The following is a 26,041-nucleotide window of genomic DNA, read 5'->3' on the forward strand; positions in this document are numbered from 1 at the left end:
CGTTGACGATCAGGAGAAAGCTGTGATCCAGCAGGAGTCGCGACTGCGTGTCGCCGACAACACGGGCGCGAAGGAAATCCTTTGCATCCGCGTTCTCGGTGGTTCCGGTCGCCGCTACGCCGGTATCGGGGACGTCATCGTCGCCACCGTCAAGGACGCGATCCCCGGCGGTTCGGTGAAGAAGGGTGACGTCGTCAAGTGCGTCGTCGTCCGTACCGTGAAGTCGCGCCGTCGTCCCGACGGTTCGTACATCCGGTTCGACGAGAACGCCGCCGTCGTCCTCAAGAACACGGACGGCGACCCCCGTGGTACCCGCATCTTCGGCCCGGTGGGCCGCGAGCTGCGCGACAAGAAGTTCATGAAGATCATCTCGCTTGCGCCGGAGGTGCTCTAACCCATGGCGAACAGCATGAAGATCAAGAAGGGTGACCTGGTTCAGGTCATCACCGGCAAGGACCGCGGCAAGCAGGGCAAGGTCATCCAGGCCATGCCCGCCGAGAACAAGGTCCTGGTCGAGGGTGTGAACCGGGTCAAGAAGCACACCAAGCCGGGCCCGGGCACTCAGGGTGGCATCGTCACCGTCGAGGCCCCGGTGCACGTCTCCAACGTCCAGCTGGTCGTGGAGAAGGACGGCAAGAAGGTCGTCACCCGCGTTGGCTACCGCTTCGATGACGAGGGCAACAAGATCCGCGTTGCCAAGCGAACCGGTGAGGACATCTGATGTCTGAGACGACTGTTGAGAAGGTGACCCCCCGTCTCAAGGAGCGTTACAACTCCGAGATCAAGGGTCAGCTGCAGGAGCAGTTCTCGTACGAGAACGTCATGCTGACGCCCGGCCTGGTCAAGGTCGTCGTCAACATGGGTGTCGGCGAGGCTGCCCGTGACAGCAAGCTGATCGAGGGTGCGATCCGCGACCTGACCGCGATCACCGGTCAGAAGCCGGCCGTGACCAAGGCTCGCAAGTCCATCGCGCAGTTCAAGCTGCGCGAGGGCCAGCCGATCGGCACGCACGTCACCCTCCGCGGTGACCGCATGTGGGAGTTCCTGGACCGTCTGGTTTCGCTGGCCCTGCCGCGAATCCGTGACTTCCGTGGTCTTTCCCCGAAGCAGTTCGACGGCCGTGGCAACTACACCTTCGGTCTGACCGAGCAGGTTATGTTCCACGAGATCGACCAGGACAAGGTCGACCGTCAGCGCGGTATGGACATCACCGTCGTGACCACCGCTCAGACCGACGACGAGGGCCGGGCGCTCCTGCGCGCTCTGGGCTTCCCGTTCAAGGAGGCGTGAGCCAATGGCGAAGAAGTCCCTCATCGCGAAGGCCGAGCGGAAGCCGAAGTTCGGCGTCCGGGCCTACACCCGGTGCCAGCGCTGCGGCCGTCCGCACTCGGTGTACCGCAAGTTCGGCCTGTGCCGTGTCTGCCTCCGTGAGATGGCGCACCGCGGCGAGCTGCCGGGCGTGACCAAGAGCTCCTGGTAATCCAGGCGCTTTAGGCACACAGCGAAGCAGAGGTGCCCGATCCCACACCCGCCCGTTTTGGGCCTGCCGTACGGATTCCCGTAAGGTAGTGGGGTCGGGCCCCCTGCCACGGCTTCCCCATGGATGTCCGTGGTCCTCTTCGGAGGGCTCGCACCCAGTCTTACGACGTCGCAGGTCCCCTGCGCTTGTGCCCCTGACGAACTCGAAAGAGTGCGGCAGGGGGACCTGGCGCGGAGAAACCGCGGCGAGAGAGGCCTGAGGCCATCATGACCATGACCGACCCCATCGCAGACATGCTCACGCGTCTGCGTAACGCGAACTCGGCGTACCACGACACCGTGGCGATGCCGGCCAGCAAGATCAAGGCGCACGTCGCCGAGATCCTGCAGCAGGAGGGGTACATCTCCTCCTACAAGGTTGAGGAGCCCACTGAGGGCGAGGTCGGCAAGAAGCTGACCATCGAGCTCAAGTTCGGCCCCAACCGTGAGCGCTCCATCGCCGGCATCAAGCGCATCAGCAAGCCGGGTCTGCGCGTTTACGCAAAGTCCACCAACCTGCCGAAGGTTCTCGGCGGCCTGGGCGTGGCGATCATCTCCACGTCCTCCGGCCTCCTGACCGACAAGCAGGCCGCCAAGAAGGGCGTAGGCGGAGAAGTTCTCGCCTACGTCTGGTAATTCGGGAAACGGAGGTACAGCAATGTCGCGCATTGGACGGCTGCCCATCCAGGTCCCCGCTGGCGTGGACGTCACCATCGATGGCCAGACGGTCTCGGTGAAGGGCCCGAAGGGCTCCCTCACCCACGTCGTCGCCGCGCCGATCGAGATCGGCAAGGGCGAGGACGGCACTCTGGCTGTCACCCGCCCCAACGACGAGCGTCTGTCGAAGGCCCTGCACGGCCTGACCCGCACGCTGGTGGCGAACATGATCACCGGCGTGACCGCGGGCTACCGCAAGTCGCTGGAGATCAGCGGTGTCGGCTACCGAGTTCTGGCGAAGGGCTCCGACATGGAGTTCCAGCTGGGCTACAGCCACCCGATCCTCGTCGAGGCCCCCGAGGGCATCTCCTTCGTCGTCGAGTCCGCCACCAAGTTCCACGTGGACGGCATCGACAAGCAGAAGGTCGGCGAGGTCGCCGCGAAGATCCGCAAGCTGCGCAAGCCGGACCCGTACAAGGCCAAGGGTGTCAAGTACGCGGGCGAGGTCATCCGCCGCAAGGTCGGAAAGAGTGGTAAGTAAGCGATGAGTGTCTCTGTCAAGATCGGCAAGGGCAACGCCTACAAGAGCGCCGCTCGCAAGCGCCGCGCGATCCGCGTTCGCAAGCGCGTCGTCGGCACCGAGGTGCGTCCGCGCCTCGTCGTGACGCGCTCGAACCGTCACATGGTCGCCCAGGTCATCGACGACGCCAAGGGTCACACCCTGGCGTCGGCGTCCACCCTCGACGTGTCCATCAAGGGCGCCGAGGGCGACAAGACCGAGCTGGCCAAGAAGGTCGGGAGCCTGGTCGCCGAGCGCGCCAAGGCCGCCGGCATCGAGTCGGTCGTCTTCGACCGCGCGGGCAACCGGTACGCCGGCCGCATCGCCGCCCTGGCGGACGCGGCCCGCGAGGCCGGGCTCGACTTCTAAGCCGCTCGTCGACTCTGTCGGCGGACGTAATCGAGAGAGGTAATTCCAATGGCTGGACCCCAGCGCCGCGGTAGCGGCGCCGGCGGCGGCACCGGCGGTGGCGAGCGGCGCGACCGTAAGCGTGACGACCGGGGCAACGCCCCCGCCGTCGAGAAGACCGCTTACGTCGAGCGCGTCGTCGCGATCAACCGTGTCGCCAAGGTTGTCAAGGGTGGTCGTCGTTTCAGCTTCACCGCGCTGGTCGTGGTGGGCGACGGTGACGGCACCGTGGGTGTCGGTTACGGGAAGGCGAAGGAGGTTCCGGCCGCCATCGCCAAGGGTGTTGAGGAGGCCAAGAAGAACTTCTTCAAGGTCCCCCGTATCCAGGGCACCATCCCGCACCCGATCCAGGGTGAGAAGGCCGCCGGCGTCGTGCTCCTGAAGCCCGCCGCCCCCGGTACCGGTGTTATCGCCGGTGGTCCGGTGCGCGCCGTCCTGGAGTGCGCCGGCATCCACGACATCCTGTCGAAGTCGCTCGGCTCCGACAACGCGATCAACATCGTGCACGCCACCGTGGCTGCTCTGAAGGGCCTCGTGCGCCCCGAGGAGATCGCCGCCCGTCGTGGCCTGCCGCTGGAGGACGTGGCCCCCGCCGCTCTGCTGCGGGCGCGTGCTGCTGGGGTGAGCGCCTGATGGCTCGCCTGAAGATCACGCAGACCAAGTCGTACATCGGCAGCAAGCAGAACCACCGTGACACCCTGCGTTCGCTTGGTCTCAAGCGCATGCACGACGTCGTGGTGAAGGAGGACCGTCCCGAGATCCGCGGGATGGCCCACACGGTCCGTCACCTGGTGACGGTTGAGGAGGTGGACTGATCATGGGCGAGAACCCGATCAAGATCCACAACCTGCGTCCCGCCCCGGGTGCCAAGACCGACAAGATCCGCGTGGGTCGTGGTGAGGCCTCCAAGGGTAAGACTGCCGGTCGTGGTACCAAGGGCACCAAGGCCCGCTACCAGGTTCCGCAGCGCTTCGAGGGTGGCCAGATGCCGCTCCACATGCGCCTGCCGAAGCTGAAGGGCTTCAAGAACCCGTTCAAGATCACGTTCCAGGTCGTCAACCTCGACAAGCTGGCCGAGCTCTACCCGCAGGGTGGAGAGGTCACCGTCGAGGACCTGGTCGCCAAGGGCGCGGTTCGCAAGAACTCCCTCGTCAAGGTGCTCGGCACCGGCGAGGTCTCGGTTGCGCTGCAGGTGACGGTTGACGCCGTCTCCGGCTCCGCCGCCGAGAAGATCACGGCCGCCGGCGGTACGGTCACCGAGCTCGTCTGAGTCCGCTGAATACCGCTTTCGAGCCCCGCACTTCCTTCGGGAGGTGCGGGGCTCGTGCCTTTTCCGGCCCGTTCCGGACCCGGTGGCCCGATTTCGGCCGCGGTCGGGAAATCGGATCGGTCGGCGCTCCGGGCCCCGGGAGGGGCCCTCGTTCTTTTGTGTGGCAAACCCGGGCATCCCGTACCCCGTGAGTGGGGGACGGGCCGTACGCGCTTCTTCGGAGTGGCCGCGCACTGTTAGAGTCCGTGGAGTTCCCTTGTAGGCTGCGCGTAGGCTCGCCTGTGCCGTCTGTACGGGAGCCCGAACCGCAAACTCCCCATTCAGGACCGACCCTCCCGCCGACGACGCGCGGGAGGCGCAGGAGGCACCGTGCTCAGTGCGTTCGCGCGGGCGTTCCAGACGCCCGACCTGCGCAAGAAGCTGCTGTTCACGCTGGGCATCATGGTGCTGTTCCGGCTGGGCTCGCACATTCCGATTCCGGGCGTGAGTTTCACGGCCGTGAACGAGTGCGTGAAGGAGACCAAGAACAGCGGCCTCTTCGGGCTCGTCAACCTGTTCAGCGGTGGCGCGCTCCTCCAGTTGACGATCTTCGCCCTCGGCATCATGCCGTACATCACGGCAAGCATCATCCTCCAGCTCCTCACCGTCGTGATCCCGCGACTGGAGGCGCTGAAGAAGGAGGGCCAGGCCGGACAGACCAAGATCACCCAGTACACCCGCTACCTGACCATCGCGCTCGCCGTGCTCCAGGGCACCGGCATCGTGGCGACGGCCTCCAGCGGCGCGCTGTTCTCCGGCTGCCCGCTGGCCAACCAGATCGTCCCGGACACCGGCGTGTTCCGCATCGCCGTCATGGTCCTCACGATGACGGCCGGCACCACGGTCATCATGTGGCTGGGCGAGCTGATCACCGACCGCGGCATCGGCAACGGCATGTCGCTGCTGATCTTCACCTCGATCGCGGCGCAGTTCCCGTCCTCGATGTGGGCGATCAAGCAGTCCGGCACCATCGGCGGCGGCTGGGTCGAGTTCCTCTCCGTGGTCGCGGTCGGCATCATCGTCGTGATGCTCGTCATCTTCGTCGAGCAGGCCCAGCGCCGGATCCCGGTCCAGTACGCGAAGCGGATGATCGGCCGCCGGGCGTTCGGCGGCACCTCGACCTACATCCCGCTCAAGGTGAACCAGGCCGGTGTCATCCCGGTCATCTTCGCCTCGTCGCTGCTCTACATCCCCGCCCTGGTGGTCCAGCTGACCAACAGTCAGGCGGGCTGGGCCACGTGGATCCGGACGAACTTCGTCAAGGGTGACCACCCGATCTACATGGCCACCTACTTCCTGCTGATCGTCTTCTTCGCGTTCTTCTACGTCGCCATCTCCTTCAACCCCGAAGAAGTTGCCGACAATATGAAGAAGTATGGTGGGTTCATCCCGGGCATCCGGGCCGGCCGTCCGACGGCCGAGTACCTGAACTACGTGCTGACCCGTATCACGTGGCCGGGTTCGCTCTACCTGGGCCTGATCGCGTTGATCCCGATGATCGCCCTGGTCGCCTTCGGACAGCAGACCAACTTCCCGTTCGGCGGCACCAGCGTTCTCATCGTCGTCGGCGTCGGACTCGAAACTGTGAAGCAGATCGAGAGCCAGCTCCAGCAGCGCAATTACGAAGGGTTCCTCCGCTGATGCGTATCGTCCTCGTTGGTCCTCCCGGGGCCGGGAAGGGTACTCAGGCGCACCTGCTCGCCAAGACCCTGTCCATTCCCCACATCTCCACCGGCGACCTCTTCCGCGCCAACATCGGTCAGGGCACCCCGCTGGGGCTCGAGGCCAAGAGCTACATGGACGCGGGCCGTCTGGTACCGGACGAGGTCACCATCGGGATGGCCAAGGACCGCATGCTCCAGGAGGACGCCGTCAACGGCTTCCTGCTCGACGGCTTCCCCCGCAACCTGGGCCAGGCCAAGGCGCTGGACGAGTTCCTCGCCGAGCAGGGCATCGAGTTGGACGGCGTGCTCGACCTGGAGGTGCCCGAGGACGAGGTCGTCCGCCGGATCGCCGGTCGCCGCCTGTGCCGCAACAACGGCGGCCACGTCTTCCACGTGGACTACAACCCGCCGAAGGCCGAGGGCGTCTGCGACGAGTGCGGTGGCGAGCTGTACCAGCGCTCGGACGACACCGAGGACAAGGTGCGCACGCGCCTGGAGGTCTACCACACGGAGACCGAGCCGATCATCGGGTACTACAAGGAGCAGGGTCTCCTGGTGACCATCCCGGCCCTCGGCAAGGTGGACGAGGTCACCGCCCGCGCGATCGAGGCGCTGAAGCAGGACAGCTGAGTCTCTCGGCGAACGTACGACGGTACGGCCGGATCGCCCGCCCAGCGGGTGGCCCGGCCGTTTCGGCGTCGTACGGTGGTAGGCAGTGGTAATCCGGACTTGGAAGGCGTGACCAGATGGTGGAGATCAAGACCCCCGAGCAGATCGCGAAGATGCGAGCGGCCGGGCTGGTCGTCGCCGAGGCCCTCAAGGCCTGCCGTGAGGCGGTCGCTCCGGGGGTGACCACCCAGGAGCTCAACGACATCGCGGACAAGGTCATCACCGACCACGGCGCCACCTCGAACTTCCGCGCGCACCACGGCGGCCTGTGGTTCCCGGGCGTGATCTGCGCCTCGGTGAACAACGAGGTCGTGCACGGCATCCCGGGCGAGCGGGTGCTGCAGGAGGGTGACCTCATCTCGATCGACTGCGGGGCCATCCTGGACGGCTGGCACGGCGACGCGGCGATCAGCGTGGCGGTCGGCGAGGTCCGGCCCGAGGTCGAGATGCTGAGCCGGGTCACCGAGGGCTCGATGTGGGCCGGCATCGCCCAGATGAAGAAGAGCAACCGCCTGGTCGACGTCTCCAAGGCGATCGAGGGCTTCATCCGCCGCCAGCCGCTGCCGCCGAAGGGCAAGTGGGGCATCACCGAGGGCTACGGCGGCCACGGCATCGGCACCGCGATGCACATGGAGCCGCACGTGCTGAACTACGTCGAGCGCGGCCGCGGCAAGGGCCCGAAGCTGGTCCCCGGCACGGTCCTGGCGATCGAGCCGATGGTCTCGCTGGGCACCCCGCACACCACCGTCCTGGACGACGAGTGGACGGTCGTCACCAACGACGGCACCTGGGCCTCGCACTGGGAGCACTCGGTGGCCGTGACCGAGCAGGGCCCGCTGGTCCTGACCGCGTTCGACGGCGGCACGGCCGAACTGGCGAAGCTGGGCATCACCGCCGCTCCGGACCCGCTCGCGTAGTCCCGGCGGCGGCCCGCCGCCGCCGGTGAAGGGGCCCGAGTCCTGGAGGTTTGGACCTCCAGGGCTTTTGTCCTATTTTTATCGGCTGGCAGTGGTCGGCACTGGCCGTACGAGCGAGCAGGAGACAGCACGTGCTCAAGGGATTCCGCGACTTCATGATGCGCGGCAACGTCGTCGACATGGCGGTCGGTGTGGTCATCGGTGCCGCGTTCACCGCTGTGGTGACCGGCTTCGTGTCCGCCTTCCTCACCCCGCTGGTCGGCGTGGTGGTCGGTGCGGCCGGCGACTTCAGCTCGTACAAGGCGACGGTGGCCGGGGTCACCTTCCCGTACGGCCAGTTCCTCAACGTCCTGATCGCCTTCGTCATGACCGCCGCGGTGCTCTACTTCTGCGTGGTCCTGCCGATCACCAAGGCGACCGCGCGCTACCTGCCGAAGAAGCCGAAGGCCCCGAAGCGCCCCTGCCCCGAGTGTCTCACCGAGATCCCCGAGGCCGCCCGTCGCTGCTCGGCCTGCACCGCGCAGGTCGAGCCGCTGACGGTCACGCTCGGGGCCTGAGGCGGCGGGTGTGACGGGTGCCGCCTTCCGGGACCCCCGTTTTGGTCCACCGGATGCGCTGGCGTAGGATGGACCGTCGGCTCACTCGTAGCGTGCTTCAGCACGCCCTCTTCCCCTCGGGGGCGGGGTGAACCCAGGTTCGCACGAGCGTTCCGCATACGGTAGCCGGTCCCGGAAGGTGGATCTCGCAGTTCATGGCTAAGAAGCAAGGCGCCATTGAGATCGAGGGCACCGTGATCGAGTCTCTTCCGAACGCGATGTTCAAGGTCGAGCTGCAGAACGGTCACAAGGTCCTCGCGCACATCAGTGGCAAGATGCGCATGCACTACATCCGCATCCTGCCGGACGACCGGGTCGTCGTGGAGCTCAGCCCCTACGACCTCACGCGCGGCCGGATCGTCTACCGCTACAAGTAAAACGTCAGATCTAGACCCGGAGAACCTGAAGCATGAAGGTCAAGCCGAGCGTCAAGAAGATCTGCGACAAGTGCAAGGTGATCCGCCGTCACGGCCGGGTCATGGTGATCTGCGACAACCTGCGCCACAAGCAGCGCCAGGGCTGATCTCTCCCCAGCATTTCTCGTAGTACTTCGCGCGACGCGAAAACGTCATAAGCGGGCTGCCCGATCCGTCCCCCCGGGACGGACTGCCACCCCCGGTCAGAGGCCGGGGCTCCCCCTCACCGTCCGTAGGACCGTGAGGAGTCCGGAGTAGGTAGCACGCAAGACCTCTGAAAAAGCACAGGAGCCTTGAATGGCACGCCTCGCCGGCGTTGATCTCCCCCGTGAGAAGCGGATCGAGATCGCCCTCACCTACGTGTACGGCATCGGCCGTACCCGCGCCCAGCAGACCCTCGCCGAGACCGGCGTCAACCCGGATGTCCGCGTTCGCGACATCACCGAGGAAGACCTGGTCAAGCTGAGCCAGTACATCGACGCCAACTACACGGTCGAGGGCGACCTCCGCCGTGAGGTGGCCGCCGACATCCGCCGCAAGGTCGAGATCGGCTGCTACGAGGGTCTGCGTCACCGTCGGGGCCTGCCGGTCCGCGGCCAGCGCACCCACACCAACGCGCGTACCCGCAAGGGCCCGCGTCGCGCGATCGCCGGCAAGAAGAAGCCGGGCAAGAAGTAGTCCGTCCCGTAACCGGACATCCCTCCGGCCCGCGGGTCAGCGGACCGACCACCTCAGTAGGAGAACAGACTTATGCCCCCCAAGGGTCGTCAGGCTGCCGGCGCGAAGAAGATCCGCCGCAAGGAAAAGAAGAACGTCGCTCACGGCCACGCGCACATCAAGAGCACGTTCAACAACACCATCGTTTCGATCACCGACCCCGCGGGCAACGTGATCTCCTGGGCCTCCGCCGGCCACGTCGGCTTCAAGGGCTCGCGCAAGTCCACCCCGTTCGCCGCGCAGATGGCCGCCGAGGCCGCTGCCCGTCGCGCGCAGGAGCACGGCATGCGCAAGGTCGACGTCTTCGTGAAGGGTCCGGGCTCCGGCCGCGAGACCGCGATCCGTTCGCTCCAGGCCACCGGCCTGGAGGTCGGCTCGATCCAGGACGTCACCCCCACCCCGCACAACGGCTGCCGTCCGCCGAAGCGCCGCCGCGTCTGACGCAGCGCCTTCGGGCACTCGGTAGTACTGCTTGAAACCTCGTACGGGCTCCCACACACAGTGATTCGTCGCTTCCTGCGGGAGCCCGTACGCTTGGTCCTGTCGGCATCAAATAGTGGGTGCCGAAGACAACTGGAGGAACATCCCCCATGCTTATCGCTCAGCGTCCCTCGCTGACCGAAGAGGTCGTCGACGAGTTCCGCTCGCGGTTCGTGATCGAGCCGCTGGAGCCGGGCTTCGGCTACACCCTCGGCAACTCCCTGCGCCGCACGCTCCTGTCGTCGATCCCGGGTGCCGCTGTCACCAGCATCCGCGTCGACGGCGTCCTGCACGAGTTCACCACCGTGCCGGGCGTCAAGGAGGACGTGACCGACCTCATCCTCAACATCAAGCAGCTGGTCGTCTCCTCGGAGCACGACGAGCCGGTCGTGATGTACCTGCGCAAGCAGGGCCCGGGTGTCGTCACCGCCGCCGACATCGCCCCGCCGGCGGGTGTCGAGGTGCACAACCCCGAGCTGGTCCTCGCCACGCTCAACGGCAAGGGCAAGCTGGAGATGGAGCTGACCGTCGAGCGCGGTCGCGGCTACGTCTCCGCCGTCCAGAACAAGGCCTCCGGCCAGGAGATCGGCCGCATCCCGGTCGACTCGATCTACAGCCCCGTGCTGAAGGTCACCTACAAGGTCGAGGCCACCCGTGTCGAGCAGCGGACCGACTTCGACAAGCTGATCGTCGACGTCGAGACCAAGCCCGCCATGCGTCCGCGCGACGCCATGGCCTCGGCCGGCAAGACCCTGGTGGAGCTGTTCGGCCTCGCCCGCGAGCTGAACATCGACGCCGAGGGCATCGACATGGGCCCGTCCCCGACGGACGCCGCCCTGGCCGCCGACCTGGCGCTGCCGATCGAGGAGCTGGAGCTCACGGTCCGCTCCTACAACTGCCTCAAGCGCGAGGGCATCCACACCGTGGGTGAGCTCGTCGCCCGCTCCGAGGCCGACCTGCTCGACATCCGCAACTTTGGTGCGAAGTCGATCGACGAGGTCAAGGCGAAGCTGGCCGGCATGGGCCTGGCCCTCAAGGACAGCCCGCCCGGGTTCGACCCGACCGCCGCCGCCGACGCCTTCGGCGCCGACGACCTGGACGACGCGGGTTACGCGGAGACCGAGCAGTACTGAAAGACTTGACCGCGGGGGCGGTTCCCCGGAACCGCCCCCGTCGTCGTGAAAGTCGTGCGGGCACAGTGCCCGTACGCCCGCTGCGGTACCTGGTACGGCCGCAGTCGGAGATTCGAGGAGTAATTCCATGCCGCGTCCCACCAAGGGTGCCCGCCTCGGCGGCGGCCCGCACCACGAGCCGCTGCTGCTCGCCGGTCTGTGCCGGGAGCTGTTCCAGTACGGCCGCATCACCACGACCGAGGCCAAGGCCCGTCGGATGCGCCCGCTGGCGGAGAAGCTGATCACCAAGGCGAAGAAGGGCGACATCCACAACCGTCGCCTGGTTCGCAAGACGATCACCGACATCGCCGTGCTGCACACTCTCTTCACCGAGATCGCGCCGCGCTACGAGAACCGCCCGGGTGGCTACACCCGCATCACCAAGATCGGTCCCCGTCGTGGCGACAACGCCCCGATGGCCGTGATCGAGCTGGTCGAGGCGCTGACCGTCGCGCAGACCGCCGTCGGCGAGGCCGAGGCCGCCACCAAGCGCGCCGTCAAGGAGGCCGACGAGGCCACCGCGGTCGAGACCAAGGCCGACGAGGCCGAGGCCGCCGAGCAGGCCTGACACCTCCGGGTGTGAACCGGGCCCGCTTCCCCAGCGATGGGGGAGCGGGCCCGTTCCCTTGTCGCGGGACCGAACGCGGGAGAAGAGAAGCAGTGGTCAACGATTGCGCCGAGCAGCCGCCGGTGAAGGACGGCCCGGCGGACGGGTACGTCCGGGTCCGGCTCGATCTCGCCTACCAGGGCGCCGAGTTCTCCGGCTGGGCCCGCCAGAAGGGCGGCCGCCGGACGGTCCAGGAGGAGATCGAGACCGCGCTGCAGATCGTCACCCGCAGCCCGGAGCTGTTCCCCCTGACGGTGGCCGGCCGCACCGACGCCGGGGTGCACGCGCGCGGGCAGGTCGCGCACGTCGACCTGCCCGCCGAGCTGTGGGAGGCGCACCGGGAGAAGCTGCTGCGGCGGCTGGCCGGGCGGCTGCCCGGGGACGTCCGGATCTACCGGGTCGGCGAGGCGCCGGCCGGGTTCGACGCCCGCTTCTCGGCGATCTGGCGCCGGTACGCGTACCGGGTCGCCGACCACCAGGGCGGGGTGGACCCGCTGCTGCGCGGTCATGTGCTCTGGCACGACCGGCCGCTGGACGTGGACCGGATGAACGAGGCCGCGAAGCTGCTGCTCGGCGAGCACGACTTCGCCGCGTACTGCAAGAAGCGCGAGGGCGCCACCACCATCCGCACCCTGCTGGAGCTGCACTGGGACCGCGTCCCGGTGGACCCGTACGCGGCCCAGGAGGGCTCGCTCGCGGTCGCCACCGTCCGGGCCGACGCCTTCTGCCACAACATGGTCCGGGCGCTGGTCGGCGCGATGCTGCTGGTCGGCGACGGGCACCGGCCGGTGGAGTTCCCCGGCGAGGTGCTGGCCGGCGGGGTGCGCAACTCCGCCGTCAATGTGATCCGGCCGTACGGGCTGACGCTGGAGGAGGTCGGCTACCCGCCGGACGACCGGCTGGCCGAGCGGAACCGGGCGGCGCGGCGGATGCGTACCCTCCCGGGACGGCCCGCCCTACCACAGCCGGAGCCCGGAGCCGCCCCCTAAATCGGTTTGGGCCGGGGGCGTCGGCTTGGGACAATCCTCTCCATGGGACACGTCGAGATTTCGCACCTGGAGTACTACCTGCCGGACGGGCGGGTGCTGTTCGACGACGCGTCCTTCCGGGTCGGCGAGGGCGCCGCGGTCGCCCTGGTCGGCGCGAACGGCGCCGGCAAGACCACGTTGCTGCGGATGATCGCGGGGGACCTCCAGCCGCACGGCGGCTCGGTGACGATCAGCGGCGGGCTCGGCGTGATGCGTCAGTTCGTCGGCACCACCGGCCGCGAGGACCAGCGGTCCACCCCGGGCGCGCTGCCGGCGGACGCCTCGGTCCGCGATCTGCTGGTGTCGGTCGCCCCCGAGCGGATCGCCACGGCGGCCCGCGCGGTGGACGCCGCCGAACTGGCGATGATCGCCCAGGACGACGAGAAGACGCAGATGGCCTACGCCCAGGCGCTCTCCGACTGGGCCGACGTCGGCGGCTACGACTACGAGACCGACTGGGACGTCTGCACCACGGCGGCTCTCGGCGTGCCCTTCGACAAGGCCCAGTGGCGCGGGCTGAACACGCTCTCCGGCGGCGAGCAGAAGCGGCTCGTCCTGGAGACGCTGCTGCGCGGGCCCGAGGAGGTGCTGCTGCTCGACGAGCCGGACAACTACCTGGACGTCCCCGGCAAGCGCTGGCTGGAGGAGGCCATCAAGGCCACCTCGAAGACCGTGCTGTACATCTCGCACGACCGCGAGCTGCTCTCCCGCACCGCCGAGAAGATCATCAGCGTCGAGTCCGGCGCCGCCGGAAGCAGCGTCTGGGTGCACGGCGGCGGCTTCGACTCCTTCCACGAGGCCCGCAAGGACCGCTTCGCGCGCTTCGAGGAGCTGGGCCGGCGGTGGGACGAAGAACACGCCAAGCTCAAGAAGCTGGTGGTCACCCTGCGCCAGGCCGCGTCGGTCAGCCACGCCCTGGCCACCCGCTACGCCGCCGCGCAGACCCGCCTGAAGAAGTTCGAGGAGGCCGGCCGGCCGGAGGAACCCCCGCGCGAGCAGACCATCAGCATGCGGCTCAAGGGCGGGCGCACCGGCGTGCGCGCCTTCACCATGGAGCAGCTGGAACTCACCGACCTCATGCAGCCCTTCGACCTGGAGGTCTTCTACGGCGAGCGGATCGGGGTGCTGGGCGCCAACGGCGCCGGGAAGTCCCACCTGCTGCGGCTGCTGGCGGGCGACGAGACGGTCGCGCACACCGGCGCCTGGAAGCTGGGTGCCCGGGTCGTCCCCGGCCACTTCCGGCAGACCCACGCCCACCCGGAGCTGTTCGGCCGCACCGTCCGCTCGATCATCGAGGAGGAGCACGCGCTCAGCCGCGGCGCCGCGATGGGCGCGCTGCGCCGGTACGAGCTGGACCGCCAGGAGGAGCAGAAGTTCGAGTCGCTGTCCGGCGGGCAGCAGGCCCGGCTGATGATCCTCAAGCTCGAACTCTCCGGTGTGACGGCCCTGTTGCTCGACGAGCCGACCGACAACCTGGACCTGGAGAGCGCCGAGGCGCTGCAGGCCGGGCTGGAGGCCTTCGACGGCACCGTGCTGTGTGTCACCCACGACCGCTGGTTCGCCAGGACCTTCGACCGCTTCCTGGTCTTCGGGGCCGACGGCCGGGTGTTCGAGTCGCCGGAACCGGTCTGGGACGTGACCCGGGTGGAGCGCGAGCGCTGAGTGCACACGGGGTGCTCCCGGGCATTTTTGACCCGCTCCGCCCCTGCCGGTAACCTGGACGCTTGATGTGCGTATTGGCTCGCTCTATCTCACGTGAGAGGTCGGTACGCCGGAGACATCAGGTCGACGACCAGCGGTCACCCTTGAATTGCGTCCAAGGGTGGTCAGGCTGCTCTTCCGTCCGGGTGCTCCTGTCAGGACTCACTCACTGAAAAGCGAAGGCTACGACCGTGCGTACGTACAGCCCCAAGCCCGGCGACGTCCAGCGTCAGTGGCACGTCATCGACGCGACCGACGTCGTGCTCGGCCGCCTGGCTTCCCAGGCCGCCAACCTCCTCCGGGGCAAGCACAAGGCGATCTACGCGCCGCACGTTGACACTGGTGACTTCGTCATCATCATCAACGCCGACAAGGTGCACCTGTCCGGTAACAAGAAGACCCAGAAGCTGGCCTACCGCCACTCGGGCTTCCCGGGCGGTCTGCGCTCGGTGCGCTACGACGACCTGCTGGCGAACAACCCGGAGAAGGCCGTCGAGAAGGCCATCAAGGGCATGATCCCCAAGAACAGCCTGGGTCGCCAGATGCTCTCGAAGCTGAAGGTCTACTCGGGCGACCAGCACCCGCACGCTGCCCAGCAGCCGGTGCCGTTCGAGATCACCCAGGTCGCGCAGTAATTCGGCCACCAAGCCCCCCAACACTGAAAAGAGCTGAGGAACACCGTGGCCGAGACCACTGAAACCCTTGAGGTCGACTTCGACGAGACCGTCGTCGAGGGCGAGTACACCTCCGAGGAGAGCTACACCTCCGAGTCGCTGGCCGGCCGCTTCGGCGAGGCCGTCCCCGGCGCCGGCCTGGGCCGTCGCAAGGAGGCGATCGCCCGCGTGCGCATCGTCCCCGGCACCGGCCAGTGGAAGATCAACGGCCGCACCCTTGAGGGCTACTTCCCCAACAAGGTGCACCAGCAGACCGTGAACGAGCCCTTCAAGCTCCTGGAGCTGGACGGCCGTTACGACGTCGTCGCCCGCATCAGCGGTGGCGGCGTGTCCGGCCAGGCCTACGCGCTGCGCCTCGGCGTGGCCCGTGCCCTGAACGAGGCCGACGTGGACAACAACCGCGGCGCGCTGAAGAAGGCCGGCTTCCTGACCCGTGACGCCCGCGCCGTCGAGCGCAAGAAGGCCGGTCTCAAGAAGGCCCGCAAGGCGCCGCAGTACAGCAAGCGCTAATCGCGTCCCAGGGGGTGCGGTCCGTCCTCGCGGCGCACCCCCCGGATGCGCGAAACCGTCGCCCCGGAGTACCACGCGTACTCCGGGGCGACGTGTTCCCCGGCTACTGTGCGGCGGCCGGGATCATCGGTTGGTTCCGAGCAGTGGTGATGGAGGACGGACAGTGGGACGACTCTTCGGTACGGACGGCGTACGCGGGGTGGCCAACGAGGGACTGACGGCGGAGCTCGCGCTCGGGCTGTCCGTCGCCGCGGCGCACGTGCTCGGCGAGGCCGGTGCCTTCGACGGCCACCGGCCGGTCGCGGTGGTCGGCCGTGACCCGCGCGCCTCCGGGGAGTTCCTGGAGGCCGCCGTCATCGCCGGTCTGGCGAGCGCCGGGGTCGACGTCCTGCGGGTCGGCGTCCTGCCCACCCCGGCCGTGGCGTACCTCACCGGCGCGCTCGGCGCCGACTTCGGCGTGATGCTGTCCGCCAGCCACAACGCCATGCCGGACAACGGCATCAAGTTCCTCGCCCGCGGCGGCCACAAGCTGGACGACCGGATCGAGGACGCGATCGAGTCCCACTACCGCAAGCACACGCTCGGTGAGGAGGACTGGAACCGTCCGACCGGTGCGGCCGTCGGCCGGGTCCGCGAGTACACCGAGGGCTTCGACAAGTACGTCGCCCACCTGATCGGCGTGCTGCCCAACCGCCTGGACGGCGTCAAGGTCGTCATCGACGGCGCCCACGGCGCGGCCGCCTACGTCGCCCCCGAGGCCTTCGCCCGGGCCGGCGCCGAGGTCGTCCACACCCTGGGGGCCGAGCCCACCGGCCTCAACATCAACGACGGCGTCGGCTCCACCCACCTGGACCGGCTGCGCACCGCGATGAAGGAGTACAAGGCCGACCTCGGCATCGCGCTGGACGGCGACGCCGACCGCTGCCTGGCCGCCGACGCCGAGGGCGACGAGGTCGACGGCGACCAGATCATCGCCATCCTCGCGGTCGCCATGAAGGAGGCCGGCACCCTGCGCGGCAACACCGCGGTGGCCACCGTCATGTCCAACCTCGGCTTCAAGCTGGCGATGGAGCGCGAGGGCGTCGAGCTGGTGGAGACCGCCGTCGGCGACCGCTACGTGCTGGAGGCCATGAAGGAGCACGGCTTCGCGCTGGGCGGCGAGCAGTCCGGCCACGTCATCCTGCTGGACCACGCCACCACCGGCGACGGCACCCTGACCGGCCTGATGCTGGGCGCCCGACTGGCCGCCACCAAGCAGCCGCTGGCCGACCTGGCCGCCGTGATGACCCGGCTGCCGCAGGTCCTGATCAACGTCAAGGGCGTCGACAAGTCCCGGGTGCACAGCAGCCCCGAGCTGGCCGCCGCGCTCTCCGCCGCCGAGACCGAGCTGGGCTCCACCGGCCGGGTGCTGCTGCGCCCGTCGGGCACCGAGCCGCTGGTCCGGGTGATGGTCGAGGCCGCCGACCCGGCGCAGGCCGAGGCGGTCGCGCAGCGGCTCGCCGAGGCCGTGCGCACCCACCTGGGCTGAGCCCGTCCGCTCCGCCGCGCAGAAGGCCCCCACCGGGTTTCCGGTGGGGGCCTTCCGGCGTGTGCCGGGGTGTTCGTCGGGGCTGGTCGGGCCGGTCGGGCCGGCCGCGGGGCTCAGAGCTTGCGCAGCAGCGCCCGGCGGACCTTGTGGTCCTGGCCCTTCTGCAGGATCAGGGTGGCCCGGCCGCGGGTCGGCAGCACGTTCTCCAGCAGGTTGGGCTTGTTGATGGTGCGCCAGACCTGGCGGCCGTACTCCATCGCCTCCTCCTCCGGCACCTCGGTGAAGCGGCGGAAGTAGGAGTTCGGGTCCTGGAAGGCCGTCTGCCGCAGCTTGCGGAAGCGGTCCAGGTACCAGTGCTCGATGTCGTCGGTCCGGGCGTCGACGTAGATCGAGAAGTCGAAGTAGTCGGCCACCGCGAGGCGGGTGCGGCCGTCCGTGCCGGGCAGGGCCGGCTGGAGCACGTTCAGGCCCTCGACGATCAGGATGTCCGGGCGCTCCACGGTCAGCCGCTCGTCCGGCACGATGTCGTACACCAGGTGCGAGTAGACCGGAGCGCTGACGCTCTCCTTGCCCGCCTTCACGTCCGCCACGAAGCGCGTCAGCGCCCGGCGGTCGTACGACTCGGGGAAGCCCTTGCGGGCCATCAGACCGCGGCGGCGCAGCTCGGCGTTGGGGAGCAGGAAGCCGTCGGTGGTGACCAGCTCGACCCGGGGGTGCTCGGGCCAGCGGGCCAGCAGCGCCTGGAGCAGGCGCGCGGTGGTCGACTTCCCGACGGCGACCGAGCCGGCCACGCCGATGATGAACGGGGTCCGGGTGCGCTCGGTGTCCGGGGTGTCCAGGAAGGTGCCCAGGGTGCCGCGCAGTTCGTGCGTGGCGTGGATGTACAGGTTCAGCAGCCGCGACAGCGGCAGGTAGACGTCACGCACCTCGTCGAGGTCGAGGGCGGTGCCGAGGCCGCGCAGCTGCTCCACCTCCTCGGCGGTCAGCGGCAGCGGCGTACGCTCGCGCAGCGCGCTCCACTCGGCCCGGCTGAGGTCCACGTAGGGGGACGGGGACGGGCCGGCCGTGGCAGCGCCCCGCGTACAGAGTTCGGTCAGCACATGCTCCATTGTGAGCCGTAGCGGCGTTCACGGTGGTTGTGGTGTCGGTCACGCAGCGTTGGTGCGAGGCGGGAAAACGGCCACAGAACCGCCCTTATGCTGGCACGCATGTGCGGAATTGTTGGATACGTGGGCGCGCAGTCCGCCCTCGACGTAGTAATCGCAGGCCTGCAGCGCCTTGAGTACCGGGGTTACGACTCGGCCGGTGTCGCGGTGCAGGTCCAGGACTCCGACGGGCAGTGGAGCCTGTCCACCGACAAGCGGGCCGGAAAGCTCGCCAACCTGGAGAAGTCGCTCGCCGAGTCCCCTCTGCCCGGCGGCACCACCGGCATCGGCCACACCCGCTGGGCCACCCACGGCGGCCCGACGGACGCCAACGCCCACCCGCACCTGGACGACGACCTGCGGGTCGCCGTGGTGCACAACGGCATCATCGAGAACTTCGCCCAGCTGCGCGCCGAGATCGCCGAGCGCGGCCACACCCTCCGGTCCGAGACCGACACCGAGGTCGTCGCCCACCTGCTGGGCGAGGCCTACCAGGGCGACCTCGCCGAGGCCATGCGGATCGTCTGCCGCCGGCTGGAGGGCGCCTTCACCCTCGTGTCGGTGCACGCCGACGCGCCGGACGTCGTGGTGGGTGCCCGTCGCAACTCGCCGCTGGTCGTCGGCCGCGGTGAGGGCGAGAACTTCCTCGCCTCGGACGTCGCCGCCTTCATCGCGCACACCCGCGAGGCGATCGAGCTGGGCCAGGACCAGGTCGTCGAGCTGCGCCGCGAGGGCGTGACCGTCACCAACTTCGACGGCACCCCGGCCGACGTGCGCGAGTACCACGTCGACTGGGACGCCTCCGCCGCCGAGAAGGGCGGCTACGACTACTTCATGCTCAAGGAGATCGCCGAGCAGCCGAAGGCCGTCGCGGACACCCTCCTCGGCCGCATCGGCACCGACGGCCGGCTCACCCTCGACGAGCTGCGGATCTCCGACGCGGACCTGCGGTCGGTCGACAAGGTCGTCATCGTCGCCTGCGGCACGGCCTTCCACGCCGGCATGATCGCCAAGTACGCGATCGAGCACTGGACCCGCATCCCCTGCGAGGTCGAGGTCGCCTCCGAGTTCCGCTACCGCGACCCGATCATGGGTCCGGGCACCCTGGTCATCGCCATCTCACAGTCCGGCGAGACCATGGACACCCTGATGGCCCTGCGGCACGCCCGCGAGCAGGGCGCCAAGGTGCTGGCGATCTGCAACACCAACGGCTCCACCATCCCGCGCGAGTCGGACGCCGTGCTGTACACGCACGCCGGCCCGGAGGTCGCGGTCGCGTCCACCAAGGCGTTCCTGACCCAGCTGGTCGCCTGCTACCTGGTCGCCCTGTACCTGGGCCAGGTGCGCGGCACCAAGTGGGGCGACGAGATCTTCGCCGTCATCAAGGAGCTCGGCGACGCGCCGAAGCAGGTCGAGCAGGTCCTGGAGACCATGGAGCCGGTGCGCGAGCTGGCCCGCTCGCTGGCCGACGCCCGCTCGGTGCTGTTCCTCGGCCGCCACGTCGGCTTCCCGGTGGCCCTGGAGGGCGCGCTCAAGCTCAAGGAGCTGGCGTACATGCACGCCGAGGGCTTCGCGGCGGGCGAGCTCAAGCACGGCCCGATCGCGCTGATCGAGGAGGGGCTGCCGGTCGTCGTGGTCGTGCCCTCGCCGCGTGGGCGGTCGATCCTGCACGACAAGATCGTCTCCAACATCCAGGAGATCCGGGCCCGTGGCGCCCGCACGATCGTGATCGCGGAGGAGGGCGACGAGGCCGTCGTCCCGTACGCGGACCACCTGATCCGCATCCCGGTCACCCCGACCCTGCTCCAGCCGCTGGTCTCCACGGTCCCGCTCCAGGTCTTCGCCTGCGAGCTGGCCACGGCCAAGGGCCACGAGGTCGACCAGCCGCGCAACCTGGCGAAGTCGGTCACCGTCGAGTAGCCGCCCGGCCGTTCGGCACGGCGTCCCTGCGGCGGCTGCGTCCTGCCGCAGGGGCGCCGTCGTGCTTCCCGCGGGATAGCGTCGGCGGTAGTCGACCGCTGGAGGAGTGCCGTCATGCGTCATGCCCACCGTGTGGAAGCCGTCCGGGCCGCCGAGGCGGAGCTGATGGCGCGGCTCCCGGAGGGGACGCTGATGCAGCGGGCGGCCGCGGGGCTGGCGGCGACCTGCGCGCGGCTGCTGACGCGGCGTCGTGGCCGGGTGTACGGGAGCCGGGTGGTGGTGCTCGCGGGTAGCGGGGACAACGGGGGTGACGCCCTGTACGCCGGGGCCGCGCTGGCCCGGCGCGGGGCGCGGGTGACGGCCGTGCTGTCGGCGCCGGAGCGGGTGCACGCGGGTGGGCTGGCCGCGCTGCGGGCGGCCGGCGGACGGGTCACGGCGGAGCGGGACGCCGGCCTGGCCGAGTTCTCGCGCGCGGACCTGGTGCTGGACGGGATCGTCGGCATCGGCGGCCGCGGCGGGCTGAGGCCCGGGGCGCAGCCGTACGCGCAGGCCGCGCGGCGCGGCGTGGTGGTCGCGGTGGACCTGCCCAGCGGGGTGGACGCCGACACCGGCGAGGTGCCGGGCGCGGCGCTGCGCGCGGACGTCACGGTCTGCTTCGGCACGTACAAGCCCGGACTGCTGGTCGACCCGGGGGCCTCGTACGCGGGCGCCGTGCAGCTGGTCGGGATCGGGTTGGACCTGCCGGAGGCGGACGTGACGGCCCCGCAGCACGCGGACGTGGCGGCGCTGCTGCCGCTGCCCGGCGCGGAGAGCGACAAGTACCGGCGGGGCGTGGTCGGGGTGGCGGCCGGCTCGGCGACGTACCCGGGGGCGGCGGTGCTGGCGGTCGCCGGGGCGCAGCGGGGCGGCGCGGGCGCCGTCCGCTACGTGGGCACGGCGGCCGAGGAGGTGGTGCGGCGCTTCCCGGAGACGCTGGTCACCGAGGGCGGTCCGGCCGGGGCCGGCCGGGTGCAGGCCTGGGTGGTCGGGCCGGGCGGCGGCGAGGGGGCGCGGCAGGCGCTGGCCGAGGCGCTGGCGAGCGACGTCCCGGTCCTGGTGGACGCGGACGGGCTGACCGAACTGGCCCGGCTAGGACCGGACGCGCTGGCCGGACGCACCGCGCCCACCCTGCTCACCCCGCACACCGGCGAGGCCGCCCGTCTGCTGGCGGGGGCCGAGGGCACCCCGCCGCCGGCCGCCGACGAGCTGGCTGCCGCCCGGCTCGCCACCGCCCGCCGACTGGCGGCCGCCTACCGTGCGACGGTGCTGCTGAAGGGCTCCACCACGGTGGTCGCCGACCCGGGCGGCGCCGTCCGGGTGAACCCCACCGGCACCTCCTGGCTGGCCACGGCGGGCAGCGGCGACGTCCTGGCCGGCCTGGCCGGCTCGCTGCTGGCGGCGGGCCTGTCGCCGCTCGACGCCGCCTCGGTGGCCGCCTACCTGCACGGCCTGGCCGGGCGCGAGGCGGCGGGCGGCCCGGGCGCGCCGGTGACGGCGCTCGCGGTCGCGGAGGCGCTGCCCGTGGTGTGGCGGGCGGTCCGGGAGGGCTGAGGGAGCGGAACCGAACGCTCCGCCGGCGGCGTCCGAGAAGGGCGTGACGAACGGTCCGCCGCGGACCGGCACGGCGGGCGGGTCCCGCCCCCGGCCGCCGCGTCGACGGGCCGTTCGGCGAGGACTCCGGGACGTCTGGGAGACTGACCCTGATGACAACTGCGAACACGACCGGCTCAGCCACCCTGACCGACGGGCTGCGGGCCGAGGCGACCATCGATCTCGGCGCGCTGCGGGGCAACCTCGCGGCGCTGCGCGAGCGCGTCGGCAGCGCGGCGGTGATGCTCGCGGTCAAGGCGAACGCCTACGGCCACGGCGCGGTCGAGTGCGCCCGCGAGGCGGTCGCCAACGGGGTCGGCTGGCTCGGCTGCGCGACGCCCGACGAGGCGCTGGCGCTGCGGGCCGCGGGCATCCGCCCGGAACACGCCCGCGTCCTGTGCTGGCTGTGGACGCCCGGCGGGCCGTGGCGCGAGGCGCTCCGCGCCGACCTGGACATCTCGGTCAGCGGCCAGTGGGCGCTGGACGAACTGCTGCCGGCCGTCCGCGAGACCGGCATCCCGGCGCGCGTGCACCTCAAGGCCGACACCGGCCTCGGCCGCAACGGCTGCCAGCCGCAGGACTGGCCCCGGCTGGTGGCCGCCGCCCGGCGCGCCGAGGCCGAGGGGCTGCTCACCGTGGTCGGCGTCTGGTCGCACTTCGCGGCCGCCGACGAGCCCGGACACCCGTCGATCCAGGCCCAGCTGGACTCCTACCGCACCGCGCTGGCCGTGGCCGAGGCGGCCGGCCTGCGCCCCCTGGTGCGGCACCTGGCGAACTCGCCGGCCGCCCTGCTGCTGCCCGAGTCGCACTTCGACCTGGTCCGCACCGGCCTGGCCGCGTACGGGCTGTCGCCGGTGCCCGAGGTGGGCTCGCCGGCCGACTTCGGGCTGCGCCCGGTGATGTCGCTGACCGCGCGGCTGGCACTGGTCAAGGAGGTCCCCGGCGGGCACGGGGTCAGCTACGGCCACCACTACACGACGCCCGGCCCGACCACGCTGGGCCTGGTCCCGCTCGGCTACGGCGACGGCGTCCCCCGGCACGCCAGCGGCACCGGCCCGGTGCTGGTCGGCGGCAAGTGGCGCACGGTGGCCGGCCGGGTGGCGATGGACCAGTTCGTCGTGGACCTGGGCGGGGACGCCCCCGGGGTCGGCGAGGAAGCCCTGCTGTTCGGCAACGGCGAGCGCGGCGAGCCGACCGCCGAGGACTGGGCCCGCGCCTGCGGCACCATCTCGTACGAGATCGTCACCCGGATCGGCGCCCGGGTGCCCCGGCGCTACCTGGACGGCAGCCGCCCCGAGGGCCCGTCGGCATGACCGACGCGCCGACCGGGGACGGAGCGGTCGCGGCGGTCGCCAAGGCGGCCGGCGCGGCCTCCGGGGTGAGCCGGGCGGGCGTGATCGGGATCTCGGTCGGCGTCCTGGCGGCCGGCGCGGCCGCCGGGGTGGCGATCGAGCGGCTGACGGTCGGGCGGGCGATGCGCCGCCGGGCCCGGGCCGAGCTGGACGCGAGCGCCCCGTTCGGATCGCTGCGCGGACGCCCCCGCAGGGTGGCCGCGCCGGACGGCACCGAGCTGTACGTGGAGCTGGACGGCCCCCGCCCCGAGTCCGAGTCCGAGCCCGAGTCCGAGCCCGACGGCGACGGGTCCGGCCGGGAGCCGCTGACCGTGGTGTTCTGCCACGGCTACTGCCTCAACCAGGACAGCTGGCACTTCCAGCGGGCCGCGCTGCGCGAGGGCGTGCGGATGGTCTTCTGGGACCAGCGCAGCCACGGCCGCTCCGAGCGCTCCCGCTCGTACCTGGCGGGCGAGCCGGCCGGCATCGACCAGCTGGGCGGGGACCTCAAGGCCGTGATCGACGCCGTCGCGCCGACCGGTCCGCTGGTACTGGTGGGCCACTCGATGGGCGGCATGACGGTGATGGCGCTGGCCGACCAGCACCCGGAGCTGTTCCGGGAGCGCGTCGCCGGGGTCGCCCTGATCGGCACCCTCGCCGGCGACTGGAACGAGGTGAACCTCGGCCTGCCGAAGGCCGGGGCGAAGCTGTTCAAGAAGGTCGCGCCCGGCATGGTGAAGCTGCTCGGCCGCCAGGTCGACCTGGTGGAGGCGACCAGGCGGCTGGGCTCCGACGTGGCCGGCGTCTTCTACCGGAAGTTCTCCTTCGGAAGCCGGGACGTCGACCCCGGCGTGGTGCGCTTCGCCGAGCAGCTGCTCGACGCCACCCCGATCGACGTGGTCGCCGAGTTCTACCCGGTGTTCGGCGCGCACGAGAAGTACGGGGCGCTGGCCGCGCTGCGCGGCCTGCCGGCGCTGGTGCTGGCCGGGACGAAGGACCTGCTGACGCCCTCGGCGCACAGCGAGGCGATGGCCGAGCGGCTGCCGGGCGCCGCGCTGGTCCTGGCCGAGGGCGCCGGGCACCTGGTGATGCTGGAACGCCCCGAACCGGTCGACCGCGAGCTGGCGTTGCTGCTGCGCCGGGCCGCCGACTTCGCCGGGGCCGCGCCGCTCCCCGCGGCCGTCCTCGACCTGACCCGGGAGCCGGCCGCCGGGACGCCCGCCGAGAGCGCCGGCGAACCGGCCGTCGACCCCGCCTGACTCCTGCCCCCGCACCCGTGCGCCGCACCGGGGGGCGGCGATGTGGCACGGTAGCGGTGGCGGCCGGTGGTCGGTGCGCCGGTACGGACCGAAGGGCAAGACACGCGCATGGGCTCGCACGCCACTCTCACCGTCCCCACTCCGGAGCGGATGGGCCGCCTCGGCCGGGAGCTGGCCGCGCTGCTGCGGCCCGGGGACCTGGTGCTGCTCTCCGGTGAGCTGGGGGCGGGGAAGACCACGCTGACCCGGGGCCTGGGGGAGGGGCTGCGGGTCCGTGGGGCGGTGACCTCGCCGACCTTCGTGATCGCCCGGGTGCACCCCTCGCTGGTCGGCGGCCCGGCCCTGGTGCACGTGGACGCGTACCGGCTCGGCGGGGACCTGGACGAGATGGAGGACCTCGACCTGGACGTCTCGCTGCCGGAGTCGGTGGTCGTGGTCGAGTGGGGCGAGGGCAAGGTCGAGCGGCTGTCCGAGGACCGGCTGGAGGTCCGGATCGAGCGCGCCCTGGGCGACACCGCCGACGGGGACGACCAGGACCCGCGCCGGGTGCTGCTGACCGGTGTCGGCCCGCGCTGGGCGGACGTGGCGCTCGTGACGCTGGCGGGACAGGAGTAGCGGCGGGTCGCGACGACTTGCCGACAGGCTGTCGGCAAGATGTTGCGGGCGGGGTGCCGGGCGTGGTGGGATGGGTGCTGCGGTTAGGTCTGCCTAACTAGGGAGGCGCCATGTCGAGCACCACCCCCGCCCCGGAGCGCGCCGCCCGCGCCGCCGGGGCCGGAGAGCCCGCCCGTCGCGCTCCGGGCGAGCCGATGAGGGCACTGCTGGCCGCCTGTGCGGCCGCCGAGGCGGTGTCCACCCCACCCGGGCCGGAACCGAGGCAGGCCGAGGAGCCCGGGACGAGGACGCCCCGGGCCGCGTGAGCCCGCCTCAGGCGACCACGACCACCTTGGTGTCCTTCGGCGCGAAGTCCCAGAGCAGCTGCCCGTCGGCCCGGCCGCTGCGGATGCCGCCGGTCTTGGCCTTCGGGTCCGCGGTCGCGGTCGGCGTCGAGGTCGAGCCGTCCACCGCCGCGCTGAAACCGAACACCACGCCGCTCTGCTGCGCGAAGCGCACCACGTGCTCGATCTGCCGCCCGTCCGTGCCGGTGGCGGTCGCGGTGCGGCTGTACACGGCGTAGCTGCCGGGGGCCGGCTCGACCGTGCCCGGGGCGACCGGGAACGCCGCGGTGACCTGCGGGTTCTTCTTCGGCTCGACCAGCCAGACGAAGTGGCTGCTCACCGAGTAGACCACCCGCGTGCCGGTGCCCGAGGTGGCCGGCAGCGGCGGGACGGTCGGGGTGGGCGAGGCGCTCGGCGCCGTCGCGGTGGCCGTGCCGACCGCCGTGGTGGTGGGGGTGGGCTTGGCACCGCCGGCCCGGTCCTGGGCGCCATTGGCCTGGAAGGCCAGCAGGCTCACCACCGCCAGGGCCCCCAGGGTCAGCCCCGTGACCACCACTCCAGGACCCATCTTCGCCACGTGCCGCTCCCGCTGCCGTCCTTTACGTACGGCCTTATCGTGCCAGGTCCCTCCGTCCGGGGCGCAGCGCGTCGGATGTGTGTTCCCGGTTGGAACGCCTTGCCGATCATTC

33 protein-coding genes are annotated in these 26,041 nt (G+C 70.6%); 31 read left to right on the forward strand and 2 right to left on the reverse strand.

Annotated elements, in window-relative coordinates:
* The first annotated feature begins 22 nt into the window (after positions 1 to 22).
* The 25 genes from rplN (at position 23) to glmM (ending at position 17,130) form a co-directional block, all read left to right on the forward strand.
* Positions 23 to 394 (forward strand): 50S ribosomal protein L14, encoded by a 372-nt coding sequence (rplN, locus tag AB0D10_RS12275; RefSeq protein ID WP_030393301.1) that lies wholly within the window; start codon positions 23 to 25, stop codon positions 392 to 394.
* Between the two features lie 15 nt (positions 395 to 409).
* Positions 410 to 721, forward strand: a complete 312-nt coding sequence (rplX, locus tag AB0D10_RS12280) for a 50S ribosomal protein L24 (protein WP_030055828.1) — start codon at positions 410 to 412, stop codon at positions 719 to 721.
* Positions 721 to 1,290 carry a 50S ribosomal protein L5 gene (gene rplE, locus AB0D10_RS12285; protein ID WP_030393302.1) on the forward strand — a complete coding sequence of 190 codons (570 nt, stop codon included), beginning with the start codon at positions 721 to 723 and terminating at the stop codon, positions 1,288 to 1,290. The genes rplX and rplE overlap by 1 nt, the downstream gene beginning before the upstream one ends.
* A 4-nt stretch (positions 1,291 to 1,294) precedes the next feature.
* A complete protein-coding gene (locus AB0D10_RS12290; protein ID WP_030393303.1) occupies positions 1,295 to 1,480 on the forward strand; it encodes a type Z 30S ribosomal protein S14 in 186 nt (61 codons plus the stop codon).
* A gap of 266 nt (positions 1,481 to 1,746) precedes the next feature.
* On the forward strand, positions 1,747 to 2,154 hold the full coding sequence (rpsH, locus tag AB0D10_RS12295) for a 30S ribosomal protein S8 (RefSeq protein ID WP_354641027.1): 408 nt from the start codon (positions 1,747 to 1,749) through the stop codon (positions 2,152 to 2,154).
* A 22-nt stretch (positions 2,155 to 2,176) separates the two neighbouring features.
* On the forward strand, positions 2,177 to 2,716 hold the full coding sequence (gene rplF / locus AB0D10_RS12300) for a 50S ribosomal protein L6 (protein ID WP_360254664.1): 540 nt from the start codon (positions 2,177 to 2,179) through the stop codon (positions 2,714 to 2,716).
* A gap of 3 nt (positions 2,717 to 2,719) precedes the next feature.
* Positions 2,720 to 3,103 (forward strand): 50S ribosomal protein L18, encoded by a 384-nt coding sequence (rplR, locus tag AB0D10_RS12305; RefSeq protein WP_030280785.1) that lies wholly within the window; start codon positions 2,720 to 2,722, stop codon positions 3,101 to 3,103.
* A gap of 48 nt (positions 3,104 to 3,151) precedes the next feature.
* Positions 3,152 to 3,775 (forward strand): 30S ribosomal protein S5, encoded by a 624-nt coding sequence (gene rpsE / locus AB0D10_RS12310; RefSeq protein WP_030055834.1) that lies wholly within the window; start codon positions 3,152 to 3,154, stop codon positions 3,773 to 3,775.
* Positions 3,775 to 3,957: a 50S ribosomal protein L30 gene (gene rpmD, locus AB0D10_RS12315; protein ID WP_030055835.1), complete on the forward strand. Its 183-nt coding sequence runs from the start codon at positions 3,775 to 3,777 to the stop codon at positions 3,955 to 3,957. The genes rpsE and rpmD overlap by 1 nt, the downstream gene beginning before the upstream one ends.
* Positions 3,958 to 3,959: 2 nt before the next feature.
* Positions 3,960 to 4,412 (forward strand): 50S ribosomal protein L15, encoded by a 453-nt coding sequence (rplO, locus tag AB0D10_RS12320; protein ID WP_360254666.1) that lies wholly within the window; start codon positions 3,960 to 3,962, stop codon positions 4,410 to 4,412.
* A 369-nt stretch (positions 4,413 to 4,781) separates the two neighbouring features.
* Positions 4,782 to 6,092, forward strand: coding sequence for a preprotein translocase subunit SecY (secY, locus tag AB0D10_RS12325; RefSeq protein ID WP_360254668.1), 1,311 nt, complete (start codon positions 4,782 to 4,784; stop codon positions 6,090 to 6,092).
* On the forward strand, positions 6,092 to 6,745 hold the full coding sequence (locus AB0D10_RS12330; protein WP_360254670.1) for an adenylate kinase: 654 nt from the start codon (positions 6,092 to 6,094) through the stop codon (positions 6,743 to 6,745). Before secY ends, AB0D10_RS12330 begins: the two co-directional genes overlap by 1 nt.
* A 116-nt stretch (positions 6,746 to 6,861) precedes the next feature.
* Positions 6,862 to 7,701 (forward strand): type I methionyl aminopeptidase, encoded by an 840-nt coding sequence (gene map / locus AB0D10_RS12335; protein ID WP_360254672.1) that lies wholly within the window; start codon positions 6,862 to 6,864, stop codon positions 7,699 to 7,701.
* A gap of 131 nt (positions 7,702 to 7,832) precedes the next feature.
* Positions 7,833 to 8,258: a large conductance mechanosensitive channel protein MscL gene (gene mscL / locus AB0D10_RS12340; RefSeq protein ID WP_360254674.1), complete on the forward strand. Its 426-nt coding sequence runs from the start codon at positions 7,833 to 7,835 to the stop codon at positions 8,256 to 8,258.
* A 194-nt stretch (positions 8,259 to 8,452) separates the two neighbouring features.
* The gene (infA, locus tag AB0D10_RS12345; protein ID WP_003956442.1) at positions 8,453 to 8,674 is read left to right on the forward strand and encodes a translation initiation factor IF-1; all 222 of its coding nucleotides are present in this window, start codon (positions 8,453 to 8,455) and stop codon (positions 8,672 to 8,674) included.
* Positions 8,675 to 8,706: 32 nt separating this feature from the next.
* Positions 8,707 to 8,820, forward strand: a complete 114-nt coding sequence (gene rpmJ / locus AB0D10_RS12350; protein ID WP_003956441.1) for a 50S ribosomal protein L36 — start codon at positions 8,707 to 8,709, stop codon at positions 8,818 to 8,820.
* 190 nt (positions 8,821 to 9,010) lie between these two features.
* Entirely contained in the window at positions 9,011 to 9,391 is a 381-nt protein-coding gene (gene rpsM, locus AB0D10_RS12355) for a 30S ribosomal protein S13 (RefSeq protein WP_030259703.1), read from the forward strand.
* Positions 9,392 to 9,463: 72 nt separating this feature from the next.
* Positions 9,464 to 9,871, forward strand: coding sequence for a 30S ribosomal protein S11 (rpsK, locus tag AB0D10_RS12360; RefSeq protein WP_030232513.1), 408 nt, complete (start codon positions 9,464 to 9,466; stop codon positions 9,869 to 9,871).
* A gap of 149 nt (positions 9,872 to 10,020) precedes the next feature.
* Positions 10,021 to 11,043: a DNA-directed RNA polymerase subunit alpha gene (locus AB0D10_RS12365; RefSeq protein WP_030232516.1), complete on the forward strand. Its 1,023-nt coding sequence runs from the start codon at positions 10,021 to 10,023 to the stop codon at positions 11,041 to 11,043.
* Positions 11,044 to 11,170: 127 nt separating this feature from the next.
* Positions 11,171 to 11,650 carry a 50S ribosomal protein L17 gene (rplQ, locus tag AB0D10_RS12370; RefSeq protein ID WP_360254676.1) on the forward strand — a complete coding sequence of 160 codons (480 nt, stop codon included), beginning with the start codon at positions 11,171 to 11,173 and terminating at the stop codon, positions 11,648 to 11,650.
* Between the two features lie 92 nt (positions 11,651 to 11,742).
* Positions 11,743 to 12,678, forward strand: coding sequence for a tRNA pseudouridine(38-40) synthase TruA (truA, locus tag AB0D10_RS12375; RefSeq protein ID WP_360254678.1), 936 nt, complete (start codon positions 11,743 to 11,745; stop codon positions 12,676 to 12,678).
* A gap of 42 nt (positions 12,679 to 12,720) precedes the next feature.
* Entirely contained in the window at positions 12,721 to 14,379 is a 1,659-nt protein-coding gene (locus tag AB0D10_RS12380; RefSeq protein ID WP_360254680.1) for an ATP-binding cassette domain-containing protein, read from the forward strand.
* A gap of 230 nt (positions 14,380 to 14,609) precedes the next feature.
* Positions 14,610 to 15,053 carry a 50S ribosomal protein L13 gene (rplM, locus tag AB0D10_RS12385; protein WP_030055846.1) on the forward strand — a complete coding sequence of 148 codons (444 nt, stop codon included), beginning with the start codon at positions 14,610 to 14,612 and terminating at the stop codon, positions 15,051 to 15,053.
* Positions 15,054 to 15,098: 45 nt separating this feature from the next.
* Positions 15,099 to 15,602: a 30S ribosomal protein S9 gene (rpsI, locus tag AB0D10_RS12390; RefSeq protein ID WP_224273932.1), complete on the forward strand. Its 504-nt coding sequence runs from the start codon at positions 15,099 to 15,101 to the stop codon at positions 15,600 to 15,602.
* Positions 15,603 to 15,765: 163 nt separating this feature from the next.
* A complete protein-coding gene (glmM, locus tag AB0D10_RS12395) occupies positions 15,766 to 17,130 on the forward strand; it encodes a phosphoglucosamine mutase (protein ID WP_360254682.1) in 1,365 nt (454 codons plus the stop codon).
* Between the two features lie 113 nt (positions 17,131 to 17,243).
* Here the strand turns inward: glmM and coaA are convergent, their stop codons facing one another.
* The gene (coaA, locus tag AB0D10_RS12400; protein WP_360254684.1) at positions 17,244 to 18,239 is read right to left on the reverse strand and encodes a type I pantothenate kinase; all 996 of its coding nucleotides are present in this window, start codon (positions 18,237 to 18,239) and stop codon (positions 17,244 to 17,246) included.
* Positions 18,240 to 18,338: 99 nt separating this feature from the next.
* On the opposite strand from coaA, the gene glmS reads away from it, so the two are divergent.
* From glmS to AB0D10_RS12430, 6 genes are all read left to right on the forward strand, one after another.
* The gene (gene glmS / locus AB0D10_RS12405; protein WP_360254686.1) at positions 18,339 to 20,195 is read left to right on the forward strand and encodes a glutamine--fructose-6-phosphate transaminase (isomerizing); all 1,857 of its coding nucleotides are present in this window, start codon (positions 18,339 to 18,341) and stop codon (positions 20,193 to 20,195) included.
* Positions 20,196 to 20,309: 114 nt separating this feature from the next.
* Positions 20,310 to 21,785, forward strand: coding sequence for an NAD(P)H-hydrate dehydratase (locus AB0D10_RS12410; RefSeq protein ID WP_360254688.1), 1,476 nt, complete (start codon positions 20,310 to 20,312; stop codon positions 21,783 to 21,785).
* Positions 21,786 to 21,937: 152 nt separating this feature from the next.
* Positions 21,938 to 23,137 (forward strand): alanine racemase, encoded by a 1,200-nt coding sequence (gene alr / locus AB0D10_RS12415; RefSeq protein ID WP_360254690.1) that lies wholly within the window; start codon positions 21,938 to 21,940, stop codon positions 23,135 to 23,137.
* Positions 23,134 to 24,414, forward strand: coding sequence for an alpha/beta hydrolase (locus AB0D10_RS12420; RefSeq protein WP_360254692.1), 1,281 nt, complete (start codon positions 23,134 to 23,136; stop codon positions 24,412 to 24,414). Before alr ends, AB0D10_RS12420 begins: the two co-directional genes overlap by 4 nt.
* A 108-nt stretch (positions 24,415 to 24,522) precedes the next feature.
* Complete coding sequence (gene tsaE / locus AB0D10_RS12425; protein WP_360254694.1) at positions 24,523 to 25,029, forward strand: tRNA (adenosine(37)-N6)-threonylcarbamoyltransferase complex ATPase subunit type 1 TsaE; 507 nt, start codon at positions 24,523 to 24,525, stop codon at positions 25,027 to 25,029.
* A gap of 110 nt (positions 25,030 to 25,139) precedes the next feature.
* The gene (locus AB0D10_RS12430; RefSeq protein WP_360254696.1) at positions 25,140 to 25,334 is read left to right on the forward strand and encodes a hypothetical protein; all 195 of its coding nucleotides are present in this window, start codon (positions 25,140 to 25,142) and stop codon (positions 25,332 to 25,334) included.
* Between the two features lie 7 nt (positions 25,335 to 25,341).
* Here the strand turns inward: AB0D10_RS12430 and AB0D10_RS12435 are convergent, their stop codons facing one another.
* Positions 25,342 to 25,920, reverse strand: coding sequence for a hypothetical protein (locus AB0D10_RS12435; RefSeq protein ID WP_360254835.1), 579 nt, complete (start codon positions 25,918 to 25,920; stop codon positions 25,342 to 25,344).
* Positions 25,921 to 26,041: the final 121 nt, after the last annotated feature.

The sequence above is a fragment of the Kitasatospora sp. NPDC048545 genome (assembly GCF_040651155.1).
In the GTDB taxonomy this organism is placed as follows: domain Bacteria; phylum Actinomycetota; class Actinomycetes; order Streptomycetales; family Streptomycetaceae; genus Kitasatospora.